Annotated in this window: 9 protein-coding genes and 1 other annotated feature; of the genes, 5 read left to right on the top strand and 4 right to left on the bottom strand. The window is 65.0% G+C overall.

The window, feature by feature from the left end:
• The first annotated feature begins 130 nt into the window (after positions 1 to 130).
• The 3 genes from J1C48_RS04665 to J1C48_RS04655 all read left to right on the top strand — a co-directional run bounded on the left by J1C48_RS04665 (position 131) and on the right by J1C48_RS04655 (position 4009).
• Positions 131 to 1432 carry an MFS transporter gene (locus J1C48_RS04665; protein WP_207256542.1) on the top strand — a complete coding sequence of 434 codons (1302 nt, stop codon included), beginning with the start codon at positions 131 to 133 and terminating at the stop codon, positions 1430 to 1432.
• Positions 1433 to 1538: 106 nt separating this feature from the next.
• Positions 1539 to 1591 (top strand) — a sequence feature (sul1 is cis-regulatory element that is thought to sense ions involved in sulfur or methionine metabolism; They are found in Alphaproteobacteria).
• A 62-nt stretch (positions 1592 to 1653) separates the two neighbouring features.
• Complete coding sequence (locus tag J1C48_RS04660; RefSeq protein ID WP_207256541.1) at positions 1654 to 3138, top strand: SulP family inorganic anion transporter; 1485 nt, start codon at positions 1654 to 1656, stop codon at positions 3136 to 3138.
• A gap of 16 nt (positions 3139 to 3154) precedes the next feature.
• On the top strand, positions 3155 to 4009 hold the full coding sequence (locus tag J1C48_RS04655) for a universal stress protein (protein ID WP_207256540.1): 855 nt from the start codon (positions 3155 to 3157) through the stop codon (positions 4007 to 4009).
• Between the two features lie 90 nt (positions 4010 to 4099).
• On the opposite strand, the gene J1C48_RS04650 is transcribed toward J1C48_RS04655, so the two are convergent.
• Both J1C48_RS04650 and J1C48_RS04645 read right to left on the bottom strand, forming a co-directional pair.
• A complete protein-coding gene (locus J1C48_RS04650) occupies positions 4100 to 5047 on the bottom strand; it encodes a DMT family transporter (RefSeq protein ID WP_231081576.1) in 948 nt (315 codons plus the stop codon).
• Positions 5048 to 5419: 372 nt separating this feature from the next.
• Entirely contained in the window at positions 5420 to 7729 is a 2310-nt protein-coding gene (locus tag J1C48_RS04645; RefSeq protein ID WP_207256539.1) for a xanthine dehydrogenase family protein molybdopterin-binding subunit, read from the bottom strand.
• A 314-nt stretch (positions 7730 to 8043) separates the two neighbouring features.
• Here J1C48_RS04645 and pepN point away from each other — a divergent pair, with 314 nt between their 5' ends.
• Together pepN and J1C48_RS04635 are read left to right on the top strand one after the other, a co-directional pair.
• The gene (gene pepN, locus J1C48_RS04640; RefSeq protein ID WP_207256537.1) at positions 8044 to 10701 is read left to right on the top strand and encodes an aminopeptidase N; all 2658 of its coding nucleotides are present in this window, start codon (positions 8044 to 8046) and stop codon (positions 10699 to 10701) included.
• Between the two features lie 167 nt (positions 10702 to 10868).
• The gene (locus tag J1C48_RS04635; RefSeq protein ID WP_231081575.1) at positions 10869 to 13256 is read left to right on the top strand and encodes an ATP-binding protein; all 2388 of its coding nucleotides are present in this window, start codon (positions 10869 to 10871) and stop codon (positions 13254 to 13256) included.
• 130 nt (positions 13257 to 13386) lie between these two features.
• Here J1C48_RS04635 and J1C48_RS04630 read toward each other — a convergent pair whose 3' ends face one another.
• Together J1C48_RS04630 and J1C48_RS04625 are read right to left on the bottom strand one after the other, a co-directional pair.
• The gene (locus J1C48_RS04630) at positions 13387 to 16371 is read right to left on the bottom strand and encodes a bifunctional [glutamine synthetase] adenylyltransferase/[glutamine synthetase]-adenylyl-L-tyrosine phosphorylase (protein ID WP_207256534.1); all 2985 of its coding nucleotides are present in this window, start codon (positions 16369 to 16371) and stop codon (positions 13387 to 13389) included.
• On the bottom strand, positions 16364 to 17782 hold the full coding sequence (locus J1C48_RS04625) for a sensor histidine kinase (RefSeq protein WP_207256533.1): 1419 nt from the start codon (positions 17780 to 17782) through the stop codon (positions 16364 to 16366). The genes J1C48_RS04630 and J1C48_RS04625 overlap by 8 nt, the downstream gene beginning before the upstream one ends.
• Positions 17783 to 17838 lie beyond the last annotated feature (56 nt).

The following is a 17838-nucleotide window of genomic DNA, read 5'->3' as shown; positions in this document are numbered from 1 at the left end:
GGTCACCACCCCGCAGCCCCTATTGCCGAACGAAAATCCCTCGCCAAATCGATAACGACGACGTAACGAGCGAGCGACCGATTCCGATAGTGCCGGCCTGTTGCAACCTTCCTCGCACCCGAGCTGATCCATGCCGCTTCTGCCGATCGCAGCCCTCCTGACATCGACCTTTTTCCTGATGGCCGGTGCCGGTCTCATGGGCATCCTGTTGCCGGTCAGAGGCTCGATCGAAGGCTGGACGAGCTATGAGATTGGCTCGTTCGGCACGGCCTATGCCCTTGCCTTCACCATCGGCTGCGTGATCGTTCCGCGGCTGGTGCGCAGCGCCGGCCATGTGCGCACCTTCTCCAGCCTCTCGGCGCTGCTCGCGATCTCAATCCTTTTGTGCGGCCTGTTCGTCGATCCGATCGCCTGGATCGTCTTTCGCGGCCTCTCGGGCTTTGCCCTTGCCGGCAGCTACATGGTCATCGAAAGCTGGCTGAACGAGCGCGTCACCAACGAGACCCGCGGCACGATCTTCTCGATCTATATGATCGTCACCATGGCGGCGATGATGGGCGGACAATATGTCATGCCTCTCAGCCGGCCGGAGCTGTCAGCGCCGTTCATGCTGTGCGCGATCGGCTTCGCGCTGGCGGTCATCCCCACCGCTCTGTCGCGGGCGCAGTCGCCGGCGCCGATCGCCGCGGTGAAGATCGACGTGCTGATCCTGTTTCGCAATTCGCCGGTCGCCGCCGTCGGGATCGTCCTCGCCGGCATCCTGTCGGCCGGCTGGGGCAACATGGCGCCGGTCTTCGGCCAGCAGATCGGCCTGTCCACTGCCAATATCGCGACGCTGACCGTCGCGGCGATGTTCGGCGGGGCGATCTTCCAGATCCCGCTCGGCCGGATCTCCGACAAGACCGATCGCCGCTACGTGATGAGCGCCGCCGGGATCATCGGCGTCGGCGCGGCCATCGCCGGCGTGTATTTCGGCCAGACGAGCGATGCCGCCCTGTTCGGCATCGCCTTCATTCTGGGCGGAATCATCTATCCGGCCTACTCCTTGGCCGTCGCCCATGCCAACGACTATGCCGATGACACCGATTTCGTGAAGGTATCGAGCAGCCTGCTGATCCTCTACGGCATCGGCACGATGATCGGGCCGATCTACGCCGCCTTCCTGATGGAGACGATCGGGCCGGAGGGCCTGTTTCAGGCGGTGGGTTCGGCCATGGCGATCTACGCCGCCTATGCCTTCTATCGCACCTTCCGCCGCGTCGCGATCCCGGCCGACGAGCGGCCGGACTTCCAGACCATCCCCTTCGCCAGGGTGCAGACCCCGGCGAGCTTCAACCTCGATCCGCGCGCCGAGGCGGGCCTCGAAGCGGAGGAAAACGCCGCCGAGAGGACGGGCGGCGAGGCCGACGAGACCGACAAAGCCGCCGCCTGAGCCACGCCGGACAGCGCTGCGCGGCGGGCAGCCGCTGCCCGCTTCGTCGTGACGCGGCGCCGCAGGGTTGATCTCGCAGCGGCGAAATGGCAAGAGCGGGGCCACGTCTGGACCCAAGCTCTTGGGTGGCTATGCTGGGCGCCTATCCCCCGGCCAACTTCGATCACAATTCGCACGACCCTTGATCGGGTCATTTTCCTCCGCGCAAGCTGAAGACACCGATGACTGTTGCTGAAACACTCCGCCGCGAGTGGTTCGGGAATGTGCGTGCCGACGTGCTGGCCGGGCTCGTCGTCGCCCTTGCTCTCATTCCCGAAGCCATCGCCTTTTCCATCATTGCCGGCGTCGACCCGAAGGTCGGCCTCTATGCCTCCTTCTCGATCGCCGTTCTGATCTCGTTTACCGGCGGCCGGCCGGGCATGATCTCCGCCGCCACCGCCGCCACCGCCGTGCTGATGGTCTCGCTGGTGCGCGACCATGGCCTCCAATATTTGTTCGCCGCGACGATCTTGGCAGGCATCCTGCAGATGATCTGCGGCGCACTGAAGCTTGGCAACGCCATGCAGTTCGTCTCGCGATCGGTGATGACGGGCTTCGTCAACGCCCTCGCAATCCTGATCTTCATGGCGCAGCTGCCCGAACTGATCAACGTGCCGCCGATGACCTACGTCATGGTCGCGGCGGGTCTGGCGATCATCTATCTGTTCCCGAAGATCACCACGGCGATCCCCTCGCCACTGATCACCATCGTGGTGCTGACGACGGTGTCGCTGGTCTTCCACATGAATCTGCGGGTGGTCGGCGACATGGGCGAACTGCCCTCCGCGCTGCCGGTCTTCCTGCTGCCCGACGTGCCGGTCAATCTCGAGACGCTGATGATCATCCTGCCCTATTCGGCCGGGATCGCCGTGGTCGGCCTGCTCGAATCGCTGATGACCGCGCAGATCGTCGATGATCTGACCGACACCGGCTCGAACAAGAACCGCGAATGCATCGGCCAAGGCATCGGAAACTTCGTCACCGGCTTTCTCGGCGGCATGGCGGGCTGCGCCATGATCGGCCAGTCGGTGATCAACGTGAAGTCCGGCGGCCGCGGCCGCCTGTCGACCTTCTGCGCCGGGATCTTCCTGTTGTTCCTGATCGTCGTCCTCGGCGACTGGGTGGCGGTGATCCCGATGGCGGCTTTGGTCTCGGTCATGATCATGGTGTCGATCGGCACCTTCTCCTGGTCCTCGATCAAGACCCTGCCCAGCAATCCCCGGCGCTCGTCGGTGGTGATGCTGGCCACCGTCGTCGCCGTCGTCTGGACGCACAATCTGGCGATCGGCGTCGTGATCGGCGTGATGCTGTCCGGCGTCTTCTTCGCCTCGAAGGTGGCCCAGCTGTTCCACGTCACGTCGGTGCTGTCCGCGGACGGCCATACCCGCATCTACAAGGTCGAGGGTCAGGTGTTCTTCGCCTCCAGCGACCGCTTCGGCAAGGCCTTCGACTTCAAGGAAGCACTCGACACGGTGGTCATCGACGTCGCCGATGCGCATATCTGGGATCTATCAGGCGTCGGCGCCCTGGATCGCATCGTCCTGAAATTCCGCCGCGAGGGCGCCGAGGTGGAGATCCGCGGCCTCAACGAGGCGAGCGCCACGCTGGTCGACCGGATTGCCATCCATGACAAGCCGGACGCGCTCGACCAGCTCGCCGCGCACTGATCGAAGGGAGGAACTCATGACCAAGATCATGGCCTGCGTCGACGGCTCGATCTACGCAACCAGCGTCACCGATCATGCCGTCTGGGCCGCGCGCCGGCTCAAGGCTCCAGTCGAGGTGGTGCATGCTATCGGCCGGCGCGAGGCGGCAGGCGGAATCTTCGATCTGTCGGGCAATCTCGACCTCGGCGAGCGCAGCACGTTGATGAACGAACTCGCCGAACTCGATGAAAAACGTTCCAAGATTGCACTGAAGCGCGGCCGCGTCGTCCTCGAAGAAGCGGTGGCGCGGGTGAAGGCCGCCGGCATCGAGGCGGTTAGCGAGAAGCTCCGCCATGGCGACATCGCCGACACGGTGGCCGATCTCGCCGACGAGACCCGCCTGACGGTAATCGGCAAGCGCGGCGAGGCGGCGGATTTTTCCAAAGGCCATCTCGGCTCCAATCTCGAACGCGTCGCCCGCTCGACCAAGCGCCCGCTGCTCGTCACATCCCGCGCCTTCCGGCCGATCGAAACGTTTCTTGTCGCCTTCGATGGCGGCAAGAGCTCATCGGAGGTGGTTGAGCGGCTGGTGGCGAGCCCGCTGTTGAAAGACGTGCGTTGTGAGCTGTTCATGGTCGGTCAGCCGAGCGGCGATGCCGGCAAGCGACTGCACGACGCCGAGCAAAGGCTTCATACCGCTGGGTATAACGTCAGCGTCTACACCACCGAAGGCGATGTCGAGGCGTGCATCGCCAACAAGGTGGAGCAGGACGGCATCGATCTGATCGTGATGGGTGCCTACGGCCACTCGCGAATCCGCAGCTTCATCGTCGGCTCGACGACGGCGGAGATCATCCGCCACTGCGCCATTCCGGCGCTGATCATCCGTTGACGAGCCAGCGCGCCGCATTCCGGCGTCCTGCCCAGACCAATCGACCGAGCGGCCGTCCGAAATCCGGGCGGCCGCTTTTCGGCTTGGCGTTCAGCTCAAGGTGGGCGACGCGGCCCGGCGGACCTTGCGGCGTTTGATGCCAAGCTGGTGCTCGCGCCAGATGATGAAGATGCCGGCCGAGACCACGATCAGCCCGCCGACCACCGTCGTCCAGGCCAGCGGCTCGCCGAACACAAACACGCCGATCAGGACGGCAAAGATGAGCGAGGTATATTCGAACGGCGCGATGGTGGAGGTATCGGCAAATCGGTAGCTCGCAGTCAGAAGCAGCTGGCCGATGCCGCCGAGAAGACCGGCCAGGATAAGTTGCAGCGCTGCGCCCTGCGTGGGCAGAACCCAGCCGAAAGGGCTCGACAAGAGCGAGATCAGCGAGCTGGTGAGCGAGAAGTAGATGACGATTGTCGCCGTCTTCTCGTGCTGGGCAAGGCGGCGGATCTGGATCATCGCGACCGCCGTGAAGCCGGCGGAGCCTAGCGCCGCCAGCGCGCCGACCGCGCCCATGCCGCCAAGGCCGGCTTCAGCGATGGTCAGACTCGGCAAGGTGACCACGCAGACGCCGGCAAGACCAATGATCACTGCGGTCCAGCGATAGGCCCGCACCACTTCCTTCAGGAAGATCGCGGCGAAAATAACGGTGAGCAGCGGCGCCGCATAACAAATCGAGACCCACTCCGGATAGGGCAGTGAGGCGAGCGAGAAGAACGACAGCACCATCGCCCCAACGCCGACAAAGCCGCGCAGCATATGGCCCGGAAGGTCGTTGGTTCGCAGCGACGATCTCAAATCGCCGAGCCAGGCGAGATAGATCACCACCGGCACCAGCGCGAAGAACGACCGGAAGAACGAGACCTCGCCGGCCGGAACGGCGTGTCCGACACTTTTGATCATGGTCTGCATGCCGACGAAGACGACGACCGACATGCATTTCAGGCCGACCCCGACCATAGGGTTGGAATCAGCCTGCGGCGGCATCGCCATGGTCTCGACCTCATCTACGCCGCTTCGGGCGCCCACAGACCGCCTTCGGGGGAAGGGAAAGAAAGCGTCCGGCGGCCTGCGATTCTGCAGAGGCCGGACGACGAACGAATTGCCGGAAAGGTGTTACGATTTCTTTCACATTTGTATGAACCGCCCGCAGGTGGCGGCAGCAGACGGCTGCCACTCTGCCATGTGCGGCAACCGCGACAGAGCGGATCAGCCGCGTGCTGAAAGCCAGGCTGATCGCGGCGGCGATGTCTACAGACAGCATCGGCCCAAAAATCGGAATCGATTTTCGGCAAAGCACGATGCGTCGATTGAAAGAGTGAGAGCGACCTATCTGCGTCCGATCGGATGCAGGGCGCTCAAGGGTCAGACGCCGGCGCGTGCCGCCTGGAGGGCTTCCCAGACCCGCAGCGGCGTCGCCGGCATGTCGATCCGCTCGACACCGGCTGGCCGCAGCGCATCGGCAACGGCATTCATCACCGCCGGCGCCGCGCCGATCGTTCCCGCTTCGCCGGCGCCCTTGATTCCTAGGGCGTTGGTGGTCGAGGGCACGTTGCGGGTCTTGAAGTCGAACATCGGCAGATCCCAGGCGCGCGGCATGGCGTAGTCCATGAAGCTCGCCGAGATCAGCTGACCATCCTCGGCATAGACGGTGTTTTCGAGCAGAGCCTGACCGAGCCCCTGCGCAACGCCGCCATGGATCTGGCCGGCGAGCAGGCGCGGATTCACCGTCACCCCGAAATCGTCGACGATCGTATAGGCGACGATCTCGACCACGCCGGTCTCTTCGTCGACCTCCACCTCGCAAATGTGAGTGCCGTTCGGATAGGTGCACTCGTCCTGCTTGAACTCGCCGGTGGCCTTCAGATCGTCGGCGCTTTTGGCGGCCTTGGCGAGGGCGGCGAAATCAATCGTGCGATCGGTGCCGGCGACACGGGCGAGCCCGCCCTCGAGCTCGATGTCGGCGACCGCCGCTTCGAGTTCGTCCGAGGCGATCTTCTTCAGCTTGTCCGCCAGCACCTGGCTCGCGCGGCGCACCGAGACAGCGCCGAGCGGGATCGACCGCGACCCACCGGTGCCGCCGCCCGTCGGCGTGTCGTCGGTATCGCCCTGACGGACCTCGATGCGGTCGTAATCGAGCTTCAGCGCCTCGGCGACAAACTGTGCATAGGCGGTCTCGTGGCCCTGGCCATTCGACTGAGTGCCGATCTTCAGCGTCACCCGGCCGTCGGAGGTGAGTTCCACATAAGCCGGCTCCGAACCTGGAAAGGCACAGGCCTCGACATATGTCGCCATGCCGATGCCGCGCAATTTGCCGCCCGCCGACGCGCTCTCGCGCCGCGCCTCGAAATCCGCCCAGCCGGCGCGGCGCATCGCTTCGCTCATGTGGCCGACGAAGTCGCCGGTGTCGTAAAGCCGGCCGAAGGCGGTCTTATAGGGGAGCTGCTCCGGCTTGATGAAGTTCTGCCGGCGGATCTCCTCGCGCGCAACGCCGAGCTCGGCGGCGCATTTGTCGACCAGCCGTTCGATCAGATAGGCCGCCTCCGGGCGACCGGCCCCGCGATAGGCATCGACCGGCACGGTGTTGGTGTAAAACAGCTCGCAAGCGACGTCGATCGCCGGAATGTCGTAGAGCCCGGTCGCCATCGACATGCCGAACCACGGGATCATCGGGCCGAACTGCGACGTGTAGGCGCCGAGATTGGCGGCAATGTTGATCCGCAAGCCGGTAAAGCGGCCGTCCGCGTCGATTGCCATCTCGGCGGTGACGACATTGTCGCGGCCATGGGTATCGGTGACGAAATGTTCGCCGCGATCGGCGGTCCACTTCACCGGGCGGCCGAGCTTCTTGCCGGCAAACAGCACTAGCGCATATTCGCGATAGAGAAAGGCCTTGGTGCCGAAGCCGCCGCCAACGTCGCGGGTGACGACGCGAATGGTCGACGGATCGACCTTAAAGACGGCGCTCGCCAGCGTGTCGCGCAGGCCGTGAACACCCTGGCTGCCGGAGGTCAGCTGATAGCGGCCCTCGGCCTCGACGAACTCGCCGATCGCCGATCGCACTTCCATGTAGTTGCAGACCAGTCGGTTCTGGACGACATCGATGGCCACGGTGCGGGCCGCCTCGGCAAAAGCCCTGTCGGTCGCCGCTTTGTCGCCGACATGCATCCGGCCGGCAACGTTGCTGCCGGCTTCCGGCCAGACCAGCGGCGCGCCCTCGCCCATCACCGCGTGAAGATCGGCGACGGCCTCGAGCGGCCCGTAATCCACCTCGATCAGCTCCGCCGCGTCCTTCGCCTGAATCGCGCTCTCGGCAACGACGAAGGCGACCGCGTCGCCGACATGGCGCACCACGTCCTTGCATAAGACAGGCGCGTTGCGCGAAACAAAGCTGCTGCCGTCGGCCATGGCGGGCTTGCCAACGCAGGGAATATCGCCAAGCGCGGCGACATCGGCATGGGTCAGCACGAGCCTGACGCCGGGTGCCGCTTTGGCCGCCTCGAGGTCGGCGATGGTGAAACGGGCACTGGCATGCGGCGAGCGGACGACCGCCGCATGCAGCATCTCGGGCCGGCTCTCGTCATCGGTGTAGCGACCCGCGCCGCGAATCAATCGATCGTCTTCGAGACGCACGACAGAGGCACCAAGGCCAAATTTCGGGGTCATCACGGCCATGGGAAAATCTCCAAAACAAATCAAATCTTGTCCGTTGCCGGGCGACGATTGGCAGCGGCAACGCTCTGGCGATCAAAGTGAAATGGAGCAACTTCAATCTGCGCAAGGCAGCTACACTTATTGCGATCACTGCACCGCGTCGAGAGTCTCAATGCTTCAACGACAAATCATCGGCGATGGCGTGGACGGATGCGGCGATGATCGGCATCCTGCGCGCAGCAAGATTCGATTTCGCCGTCGCGAGACACAAGTGCCTTTGCACCCACGACTTGACGTCGCAGTCGACACACGGATCGAGGCAAGAGGACAGACCCATGCAGCGCACTGACGATGGCCAGACCGTTAAGCTTTCCGACTATCGCCCGACCGATTTCGACCTCCACGCCGTCGAACTGACGATCCGTCTCTATGAAGGGCGCGCCGCGGTGCGTGCGCAGCTCAGCCTGTCGCGGCGAGCGGGTATCGCGGCCACGGTGCCGCTCCGGCTCGACGGCGACGAATTGACCTTGACGAGCCTGGCGCTCGACGGCGAAGCGGTGGCGAGCGATCGCTACACCGCGACGTCCGACGCGCTCATCGTCGAGGATCTGCCGGAAAGCGCCCGTTTCGCTCTGACCATCGAGACCGAGCTGGTGCCGGAGGACAACACCCAGCTCAGCGGGCTTTATCGCTCCAACGGCATCTGGTGCACCCAATGCGAGGCCGAAGGCTTCCGGCGCATCACCTATTTCCTCGATCGGCCGGACGTGCTCGCGCCCTACAAGGTGCGCGTCGAGGCAGATAAGGCCGCGGCGCCCGTGCTCCTGTCGAACGGCAACCCGGTCGAAAGCGGCGATCTCGGCGATGACCGGCACTTTGCGGTCTGGGACGATCCGTTCAACAAGCCGTCCTATCTGTTCGCCATGGTCGCCGGCGATCTCGACGCCGTGCACGAGCCCTTCACCACCGCCAGCGGCCGCAAGGTCACCCTCGGCATCTACACCGAAAAAGGCCGCGTGCACCAGGCGGCCTATGCCATGGACGCGCTGAAGCGCTCGATGCTCTGGGACGAACGCCGCTTCGGGCGGGAATACGATCTCGATGTCTTCAACGTCGTGGCGATCGCCGACTTCAACATGGGGGCCATGGAGAACAAGGGCCTCAATGTCTTCAACCACAAATACGTCCTACTCGATCCCGACATTGCGACTGACGCCGACTATGCCGGCGTCGAGACGGTGATTGCCCACGAATATTTCCACAACTGGACCGGCAATCGGATCACCTGCCGCGACTGGTTCCAGCTCTGCCTGAAAGAAGGGCTGACGGTCTATCGCGACCAGGAATTCTCCGCCGACGAGCGCGAACAGACGGTCCAGCGGATCGGCGCCGTGCGCCGACTGAAGGCGCATCAGTTCCCCGAGGATCAGGGGCCGCTGCAGCATCCGGTGCGGCCGAGCGAATACCGCGAGATCAACAACTTCTACACCGCGACGGTCTACGACAAGGGCGCCGAACTGGTGCGGATGATCGCGACGCTGCTCGGCCGCGGCGACTTCCGTAAAGGCATGGACCTTTATTTCGAACGCCATGACGGCGAGGCAACGACGATCGAGGCCTTCATCGCCTGCTTCGAAGCGGCGAGCGGCACCGATCTGTCGCAATTCGCACGTTGGTATGCTCAGGCCGGCACGCCGACTCTGACCGTTCGCGAGGCCTATGACCCAGCGGCCCGCCGGTTCGAGGTCACGCTGCGCCAAACCTTGAGCGAGGGCGCGGCCGGCACCGGAACCGCGCCGATGGTGATGCCCGTACGCTTCGGCCTCGTCGGCGACAACGGCGCCGACGGCGATCCGGCCGGCACGGTGTGCGGCGACGCGCGGATCGCCGACGACCTGATCGTCCTCACCGGCAAAAGCGCCAGCGTGACCTTCGAGAACCAGCCGAGCCGACCGCATCTGTCGGTGCTCAGGGACTTCTCGGCGCCGGTCACCCTCGATCACGACCAGGACGCGGCCTCGCGCCTCACCCTCGCCCGGCTCGACCCGAACCTCTTCAACCGCTGGCGAGCCGCCAGCGACCTCGTCGGCGATGCCCTCGCCGAGGCCGGCAAAGATCCGTTGGGCGACAGCACCCAGCCACTCCCGGACGCGGTCATCGACGCGCTTCTGGCGTCGGCCGGCGACGATGCGCTCGATCCAGCCTTTCGGGCGCAGGCGATCGCCTTGCCGGCGGAAATGGACATTGCCCGGCAGATCGCGGTGAAGGTCGATCCGGACCGCGTCCATGATGCGGTCGAGAGCGCCAGGCAGCAGATCGGCAAAAAGGGATATCCGGTGTTCGAGCGGCTGCGGAAAGGCTTCGATCCGCGGGCGGCGTTTTCGCCCGACGCGGCCAGCGCCGGCACCCGCGCCCTTGCCAACACCGCCCTCAGCTATCTGACGGCGGCGACACAAGATCCCGGCTCAGCGCTTCGGCAGTACGATGCCGCAACCAACATGACCGACCGCATGGCGGCGCTGGCGATTCTGGCCCATCACTTCCCGGAGGAGCCGGGCACTGCGACCGCCCTCGACGATCTCTACCGGCGGTTTGAGCATGACGATCTGGTGCTCGATAAGTGGTTCGCCCTGCAGGCCTCCGCTCCCTCGCACGATGCCGTCGAAGCTGTCGCGCGGCTTGCCGAGCATCCGCATTTCACCCTGCGGAATCCGAACCGGGTCCGGGCCCTCGTCGGCACCTTTGCCACCGCCAACCAGGTCGGCTTCCATCGACCCGATGGCGTCGGCTATCAATGGGTTGCGGACAAACTTGCAGACCTTGATACGATCAATCCGCAAATTGCAGCGCGCATCGCCACGACCTTCCGTGCCTGGCGCAGTTTTGAACCGGCTCGGCGTCAAAAAATTGAGACCACGCTGCGTGACCTCCGAGATATCAAAGGCTTATCGAAAGATCTTCGCGATATCGTCGAACGCTCGCTGAAGCAATAGTGCGAATTGTTGAAAAATTTTACATTTCGTGTGCGCCAGCTATGGACAAGCCGATTCGTGTTTGGTCAATTTATTGCGATTCGGTAAGCGGCTCACCGGATCGCTGATGCGGCTACGAGGGTTCTTCTATGCGAGCGGATGCGTCCAACGCACCGAACGGGGAAGGTTTGCTGGCGTGGATCGGCCACCTGACGGGACGCCGATCCGCCGGTAAGGATCATGCGCTCCGCGGGGATGGCAACCACGGCGCCAATCCGAGCGAACACAAGTTCGATGTCTGGCTGAAACTCGATCCGATACTCGCCCGGCGCGTGATTCCTGGTCTCGTCCTCCTGTTCCTCGTGGCGCTCGGTGTCACGCGCCTGTCGATGAGCTTCGGCGATCGCGTCACGATGTTGAAAGAGGCGCGGCGCGACACCGCCGCCATTGCCATGCTTCTCAACACCAATTTGAGCCTCGACGAAGCCAAGGGCGTCAAATTCGACGCCGAGACCTTTCTCGCCACCCTCGTTACGGCCAATGTCCTGCCGGCAGAGGCCGTCGTGCTGGTGACCAATCGCGACGGCACCATTCTCGCCTCCCTGCCCGCCAAGGACAGCCGGGTCGGCAGCAGCATCTTCGATCATGTCTCCGACCCGCGCGAGTTGATGGCTTCCGACGCCGGCGGCCACGTGCTGCAGATCGGCCTCGACGGCGACGAGGCGATCGCCACCGCCGCCAAGCTTCCGGGCGACGGCGGGCAGATCAATTTCTTCTGGCCGCATTCGACACTGCTCGCCGCTTGGCGCCAGGACTGCGCGATGAAAGTCTCACTTTTCGCGCTGACGGCGGCAATTCTCTTGCTCGTGCTGATCGCCTATTTCCGCCAGTCACGCCGCGCCGAAGGTTTTAGCGGCCTGTGCGCCGAAACCCAGCACCGCATCGACATCGCCCTTTCGCGAGGCAAATGCGGGCTTTGGGACTGGGATGTGGCGCGGGGCCAGATGTACTGGTCGCGCTCGATGTACGAAATCCTCGGCATGGAACCGCGCGACGGCGTCATGCCCTTTTCCGAGGTGGCACCGCTGATGCATCGCGAGGATGGCGGCTTGTTCACCATCGCGCGCAACGTCGCCGAAGGCAAAGCCGACCATCTCGACCAGGTGTTCCGCATGCGCAGAGCCGACGGCAGCTATGTCTGGATCCGCGGCTGCGCCAAGGTGGTGCCGAGCGCCGAAGGCGAGCTGCATCTGATCGGGATCGCGGTCGATGTCAGCGAGCAACTGGAACTTGCCCGGCAAACCAACGAGGCCAATCACCGCCTCAAGAACACCATCGAGCAGATCTCCGAAACCTTTCTTCTCTGCGACAGCGAAGACCGGGTGGTGATCTCCAACTCGATCTATCGCAAGACCTTCGGGCTCAGCGAAGACGACATCGCCCCCGGAACGCCGCTCGACAAGGTGATGCGCAAGGCGCGCCGGCCGATCCGGTCGATCACCCTCGACGGCGAGGATCTGGCGCCCGGCGAAAGCGCCGTCGAAGCCCAGATGCCGGATGGCCGCTGGCTGCTGATCTCGAGCCGCCGCGCGGCAGATGGCGGCACGGTCTGGGTCGGCACCGACATCACCCAAATCAAGCATCACAAAACGCTCACCCAGGATTCCCGGCAAAAGCTGCTGGCGACGATCGCCAAGCTGGAGGTTGCGACCGCCGATGCCGAGCGTAAGGCCGACCAGCTGAGCGAACTCAACCTGCGCTACGTCGCCGAAAAGGACCGGGCCGAGCGTGCCTCGCGCGCCAAAACCGCCTTCCTCGCCAACATGTCGCATGAGCTGCGCACACCTCTGAACGCCATTCTCGGCTTCTCCGACATCATCCGCCAACGCACCTTCGGCTCGATCAGTGACAAATACGGCGAATATGTCGACGACATCTTCATGAGCGGCAACCACCTGTTGCGGATGATCGACGACATCCTGCAGATGGCGACGATCGAGTCCGGCCGCCTCGAGCTGTGCTGCGAAGCCATCGACTTCGGCGACATCGTGCGGCGCAGCGAAGCGTTGATCGAGCCGCTGGCGCGCAAGAAGAATGTCGACCTCTTCATCGAGGCGCCGAAGCAGCTCTCGCTCTTGTCCGATCGCCGCGCGAGTTCGCAGGTGGTGCTGAACCTTCTGTCCAACGCCGTGAAGTTCACACCGGAAGGCGGCGAAGTGCGGCTGCGGTTGCGCCAAATCGGCGATACCGCCTGCCTGACAATCGCCGACAACGGCCCCGGCATTCCGCGCGAAGCGCTGGCGTCGCTCGGCCTACCCTTCGTCGAGGTCGAGAGCGAGTTGCTCCGCTCGAAAAGCCGCGGCACGGGACTAGGCATCGCCATCGCCCGAGCATTGGTCCGCTTGCATGGCGGCCAGATGCGGATCACCTCGCGGGTTGGCCACGGCACGGTCGTCAGCTTGCGCCTGCCGCTCAATCAGACGCGGCGTGATCGCCGGGCGCACCGGGAGAGCCACGATCGCGAGCGGGCGCCGGCTCTGCGGGAGATGCCCAACAAACTCGACCGAGCCGCCTGAAAAGCGTCACGCGGCGGGCAACGAGCCGACCTCATCCCGCCGATCGCAAGACGTCACCTGACGGCCTTCCCTCTCTGTCGTGGCTCAAACGCCACGCGCGCTTGTCGGCAACGACATGACAGCGATGCTCTCATGGGGTCGCCGGTCTCGGACCGACCTCCGGCGCTTCGCCCAGAACCGCGACGAAGGCGGCTCGGACCGTCGCCGTCTCGGCCGCCAGCCAAACCTCGAGATCCGCCTCGGCCGCAAGTCTCAACGACCGGCGGATCGCCCGCTCCAGCCCGGCCGGCAAGGCCGCGACCTCGCGCACATCTTCGGGCCCGAGCCGCACCAGCTGGATCACCCGGGTGAACGCGTTCACCGCTCGGGCGAGCGCCGCGCCGTCAACGCCGCATGGCCAATCGCCGGCGGCCAGCACCGTCTCGGTCGCGACCCCGTAAAGATCCGGCGACGCCCGGCCCGTCAAAAGCGCCCATTGCGCCAAAAACTCCAGATCGATCAGCCCGCCCGGCCGCAGCTTCAGGTCCAAGGCGCCGCGTGGCGGCTTGCTGGCGGAAATCCGCTGGCGCATCGACGCGACGTCCTTCGTGATCGCGCTCTCGACGTGGCGGGCGGCGAGAATGCTCCCCACCGTCCGCGTCACCAAAGCGACGAATTCAGGGGCGCCGGCCACCGGCCGAGATCGGGTCAGCGCCATCCGCTCCCAGGTCCAGGCGTCGCGTTCCTGATAGCGCCGGAACGCCTCGATATGGGTGGCGAGCGGCCCCTTGTTGCCCGAGGGACGAAGCCGGAAGTCGACGTCGTAGAGAATGCCCTCGCGCATCGGCGCGGTCATCGCCGCGATGAGGCGCTGGGTCAGCCGGGCGAAATAGGTGCTCGGCGCCAGCGGCCGGTCGCCGTCGGACGCCTCGACGCCCTCGTCGTGGTCGTAGAACAGAATGAGATCGATGTCGGAGCCGGCGGTCAGCTCACGGCTGCCGAGCCGGCCCATGCCAAGAAGAGCGATCCGCGCGCCGGGCACCTGGCCATGTATGCGCTGGAATTCCGCCGCGACGGCGGCGAGCGTCGCCTCAAGCACGACATCGGCGATATTCGAAAAGGCCGCGCCGGCCTCGTCGGCCTCGATCACTCCACTCAGCATCCGCGCCCCGACCAGGAAGCGCTGTTCGGAGGCAAAAATGCGCAAGCGGCTCAGCGCGTCCTCGTAATCGCGCGCCTGGCCCATGGACAGCGACAGCCGCTCGGCGAGGAGATCGCGATCAGGCACCTCGTCGAGAAACGCCGGATCGAGCAGCGCGTCGAAGACATGCGGCCGCGCGGCGATGGTCTCGCGCAGCGCCGGTGCCGCGGTGATGATGTCGGCGAGCAGCTCCAGCATCTTCGGATTGGAGGCGATCAGCGAAAAGAACTGAATGCCGGACGGCAGGCCGGCGAGGAACCGATCGAAGGCGGTCAGGGCTGCGTCCGGATCATGGGCCTTGCCGAAGGCGGCAAGGAGCATCGGCATGATCTGGGCAAGCCGTGCCCTTGCCGTCGCCGTCCGGGTGGCGCGGTAGCGCCCGAGCGTCCAGCCATGGACGACGCGGGCAATATCGGCCCCGCGCTGGTAGCCGAGATCCTCGATCGCAGCGATCGCCTCGGCGTCGTCTGGCGACTGCGACAGGCGCTTCAGCCGCTCGGTGTCGGCGGCCTCACGGCGCTCCCCCCGGCCCTCACTGAACAGCCGACCATAGCGCCCGTCGACCCGCTTCAGGCAGGGCAGCAACGCCGCGCCAAGCGCCGCCTCGTCAGCAAAACCCGCCAGCCGCGCGACGGCGCCAAGCTTTTCCACTTCCTCCGGCAAGGTGTGGCTCTGCTCGTCGGCGATCATCTGGATCGCGTGCTCGACCTGCCGCAACAGCCAGTAGTCCTCGGTGAGCTCCGCGCCGGTCGCCGGATCGATCCAGCCGCCATCCGCCAGCGCCTGCAAGGCGTCGTCGGTGCGCCGCTGGCGCAGCTGCGGCGCCCGCCCGCCGGCGATCAGTTGCTGGGCCTGAGCGAAGAATTCGATCTCGCGAATGCCGCCGCGGCCGAGTTTGACGTTGTGCCCCTCGAGCCCGACCCGGTCGAAGCCGCGATGGTGGTCGATCCGCTGTTTCATATCCTGGATCGCAGCCACGGCCGAAAAGTCGAGATAGCGCCGCCAGACGAAAGGCGAAATCTCCTCCAGAAAGCGCTCGGCCGCCGCCTTGTCGCCGGCCACCGGCCGCGCCTTGATCATTGCCGCGCGCTCCCAGTCGCGGCCGCTGCCTTCATAATAGGTCAGCGCCATCGCCACCGAGATGGCGAGCGGCATCGCGCCGGGGTCCGGCCGCAGCCGCAAGTCGGTGCGCGCGACATAGCCATCGCCGGTGCGTTCGGCGAGAATGCGCGTCAGCCGGCGGACGAGACGCGACAGGATCTCCGGCGCATCCATGGGGTCCGGCGTCAGGGGTCGGGTCTCGTCGAACAAGACGATGAGGTCGATGTCGCTGGAATAGTTGAGCTCGCGCGCGCCGAGCTTGCCCATGCCGAGCACGAACAGGCCCGATCCCGTTTCCGGATTGTCTGGATCGGGCAGCGCGATCTTGCCGCTCGCGTTGAGGTCGAGAAGGCAAAATCGCAACGCGGCGCTCACCGCCGCCTCGGCGAAATCGGACAGGATGCGGGTGGTCTCAACTGGCCTGATAGCGCCGAAGACATCAGACAGCGCGACGAGCAGCGCGACCTTGCGCTTGGCCTGCCGCAGCGCCGCCATCAGCGCCGCATCGCTGGTACCGGGCGCGGGCATCCGGTTCAACTCGGTGATGGTCGCGGCGATAAGATCGGCAGCGCTCGATCCGATGAGCGCCTCGACCCATTCCGGGTTCTTGAAAGCGATGCCGTTGAGATAGGATGAAAGATCGAGAACCGCCGCAAGCCGCGCTGCGTCGGGATGATCCGAGCGCAACAGACCGGCGAGGCCATTCAGCTCGCGCTCCGCCGCCAGTGCCGCCAGCTCGTCGCGCCAGCGGGCCGCCGCTGTCTCGTTCAACGGGCGGGGATGCCGGTCCCCGCCGATCTTCAGGCCCGCCTCGCAGCTGCCGTCGTCATCCATCGCTTCTCTCGCCCGTCTGCCTGTCATCCAGAGGCATCTCCAGACGAACAGTAAGACCGGGCGCGGCATCCTCAAGGACCAGACGACCGCCATGAACATGGGCGATCGCCTGAACAAGCGACAATCCGAGGCCGGAGCCGGGCATGGTGCGGCTTTGGTCGAGGCGATAAAAACGTTCCAGCACCCGCCCGCGCTTGTCGGCGGGAATGCCCGGACCATCGTCGCTGACGGCGATCCACCACTGCCGCTCGTCGCTGGCCAGTTGGACCTTGATCCGCGTTTTTCGCTCCGCGCTGGTGGCGTATTTCAGCGCGTTGTCGATGAGGTTCGACAGCGCCTGCGCGATCAATTCGCGGCTCGCCACCACCCCCATTTCCGGCGGACATTCGAGAGTGAGTTCGGCGCCGGCATCCTCGGCCAGCGGTTCGTAGAGATCGGTCAGATCGGCGACGATCGCGGCCAGATCGATTTCCGACTTGATCACCTGATCGGAGCCCGCCTCGACACGCGAAATCATCAGCAGCGCGTCGAAGGTCCGGATCATCTGGTCGCATTCGGCGATCATCTGTTCCATCACCTCGCGCGCCTCCTCGGCATTCGGCGGCGCGGCAAGAGAGCCCTCGGCCCGGGTGCGCAGCCGCGTCAGCGGGGTGCGCAGGTCATGGGCGATGTTGTCGGAGACTTGCTGCAAGCCTTCCTGCAACAGCGAGATGCGAGCAAGCAGCGTGTTCAGATTGGCCGACAGCCGGTCAAATTCATCGCCGGCTCCGGTCACCGGCAAGCGCTCCGACAGATCGCCGGAGAGGATGCGAGAGCTCGCCGCCGTCACCCCGTCGAGCCGCTTCAGCGCGCTGCGACCAACGAAGAACCAAGCGATCAAGGCGGCGACGCCCATCAACGCCAGTGCCAGAATCAGCGCGCTGCGCACAACGCCGCGAAACCGCACCTGTTCGCTCTGGTCCCGCCCGACGAGGACGCGCATGCCGTTGGGCAGGCTGACGACTTCGGCGATGGCGAGGTGGTAGCGCTCGCGTTGGCTATCGGAATAGCGTTCGTAGGAAAACGCGTTCTTGGTCGGGCCGGCACGATCGAGAACGCCCGCCTGCAGGCTTTCGACATTGCCGGCGATGATCCGGCCGCTGGCATCGGTGACAAGATAGAGCGAGGCCCCCGGCTGGCGCGAGCGTCGGTCGATGGTGCGCACCAGCCCGATGATGCCGCCCTGATGATAGACCTGCGCCAGCTCGTCGAGTTCTTCCGAGATCGCGCGGCGGCTCTGATCCTCGACGATCGTCGAGGCGGTGGCGGTGACATAGAACACCAGCACCACCGCGCAGATGGCGAACAGCAGGAAATACACCGCCGAGAGCCGGACGGCAGTCATGCGCATGAGAGAGCGAAAACGTGCCATCGGGCCGGGAATTGCGAAATGATGAGATGTCAAAAGCCAGTCATTTCAGACAAGGG

This window comes from Jiella flava, from assembly GCF_017349315.1.
In the GTDB taxonomy this organism is placed as follows: Bacteria; Pseudomonadota; Alphaproteobacteria; order Rhizobiales; family Rhizobiaceae; genus Jiella; species Jiella flava.
This window is presented reverse-complemented; position numbering and strand designations above follow the sequence as displayed.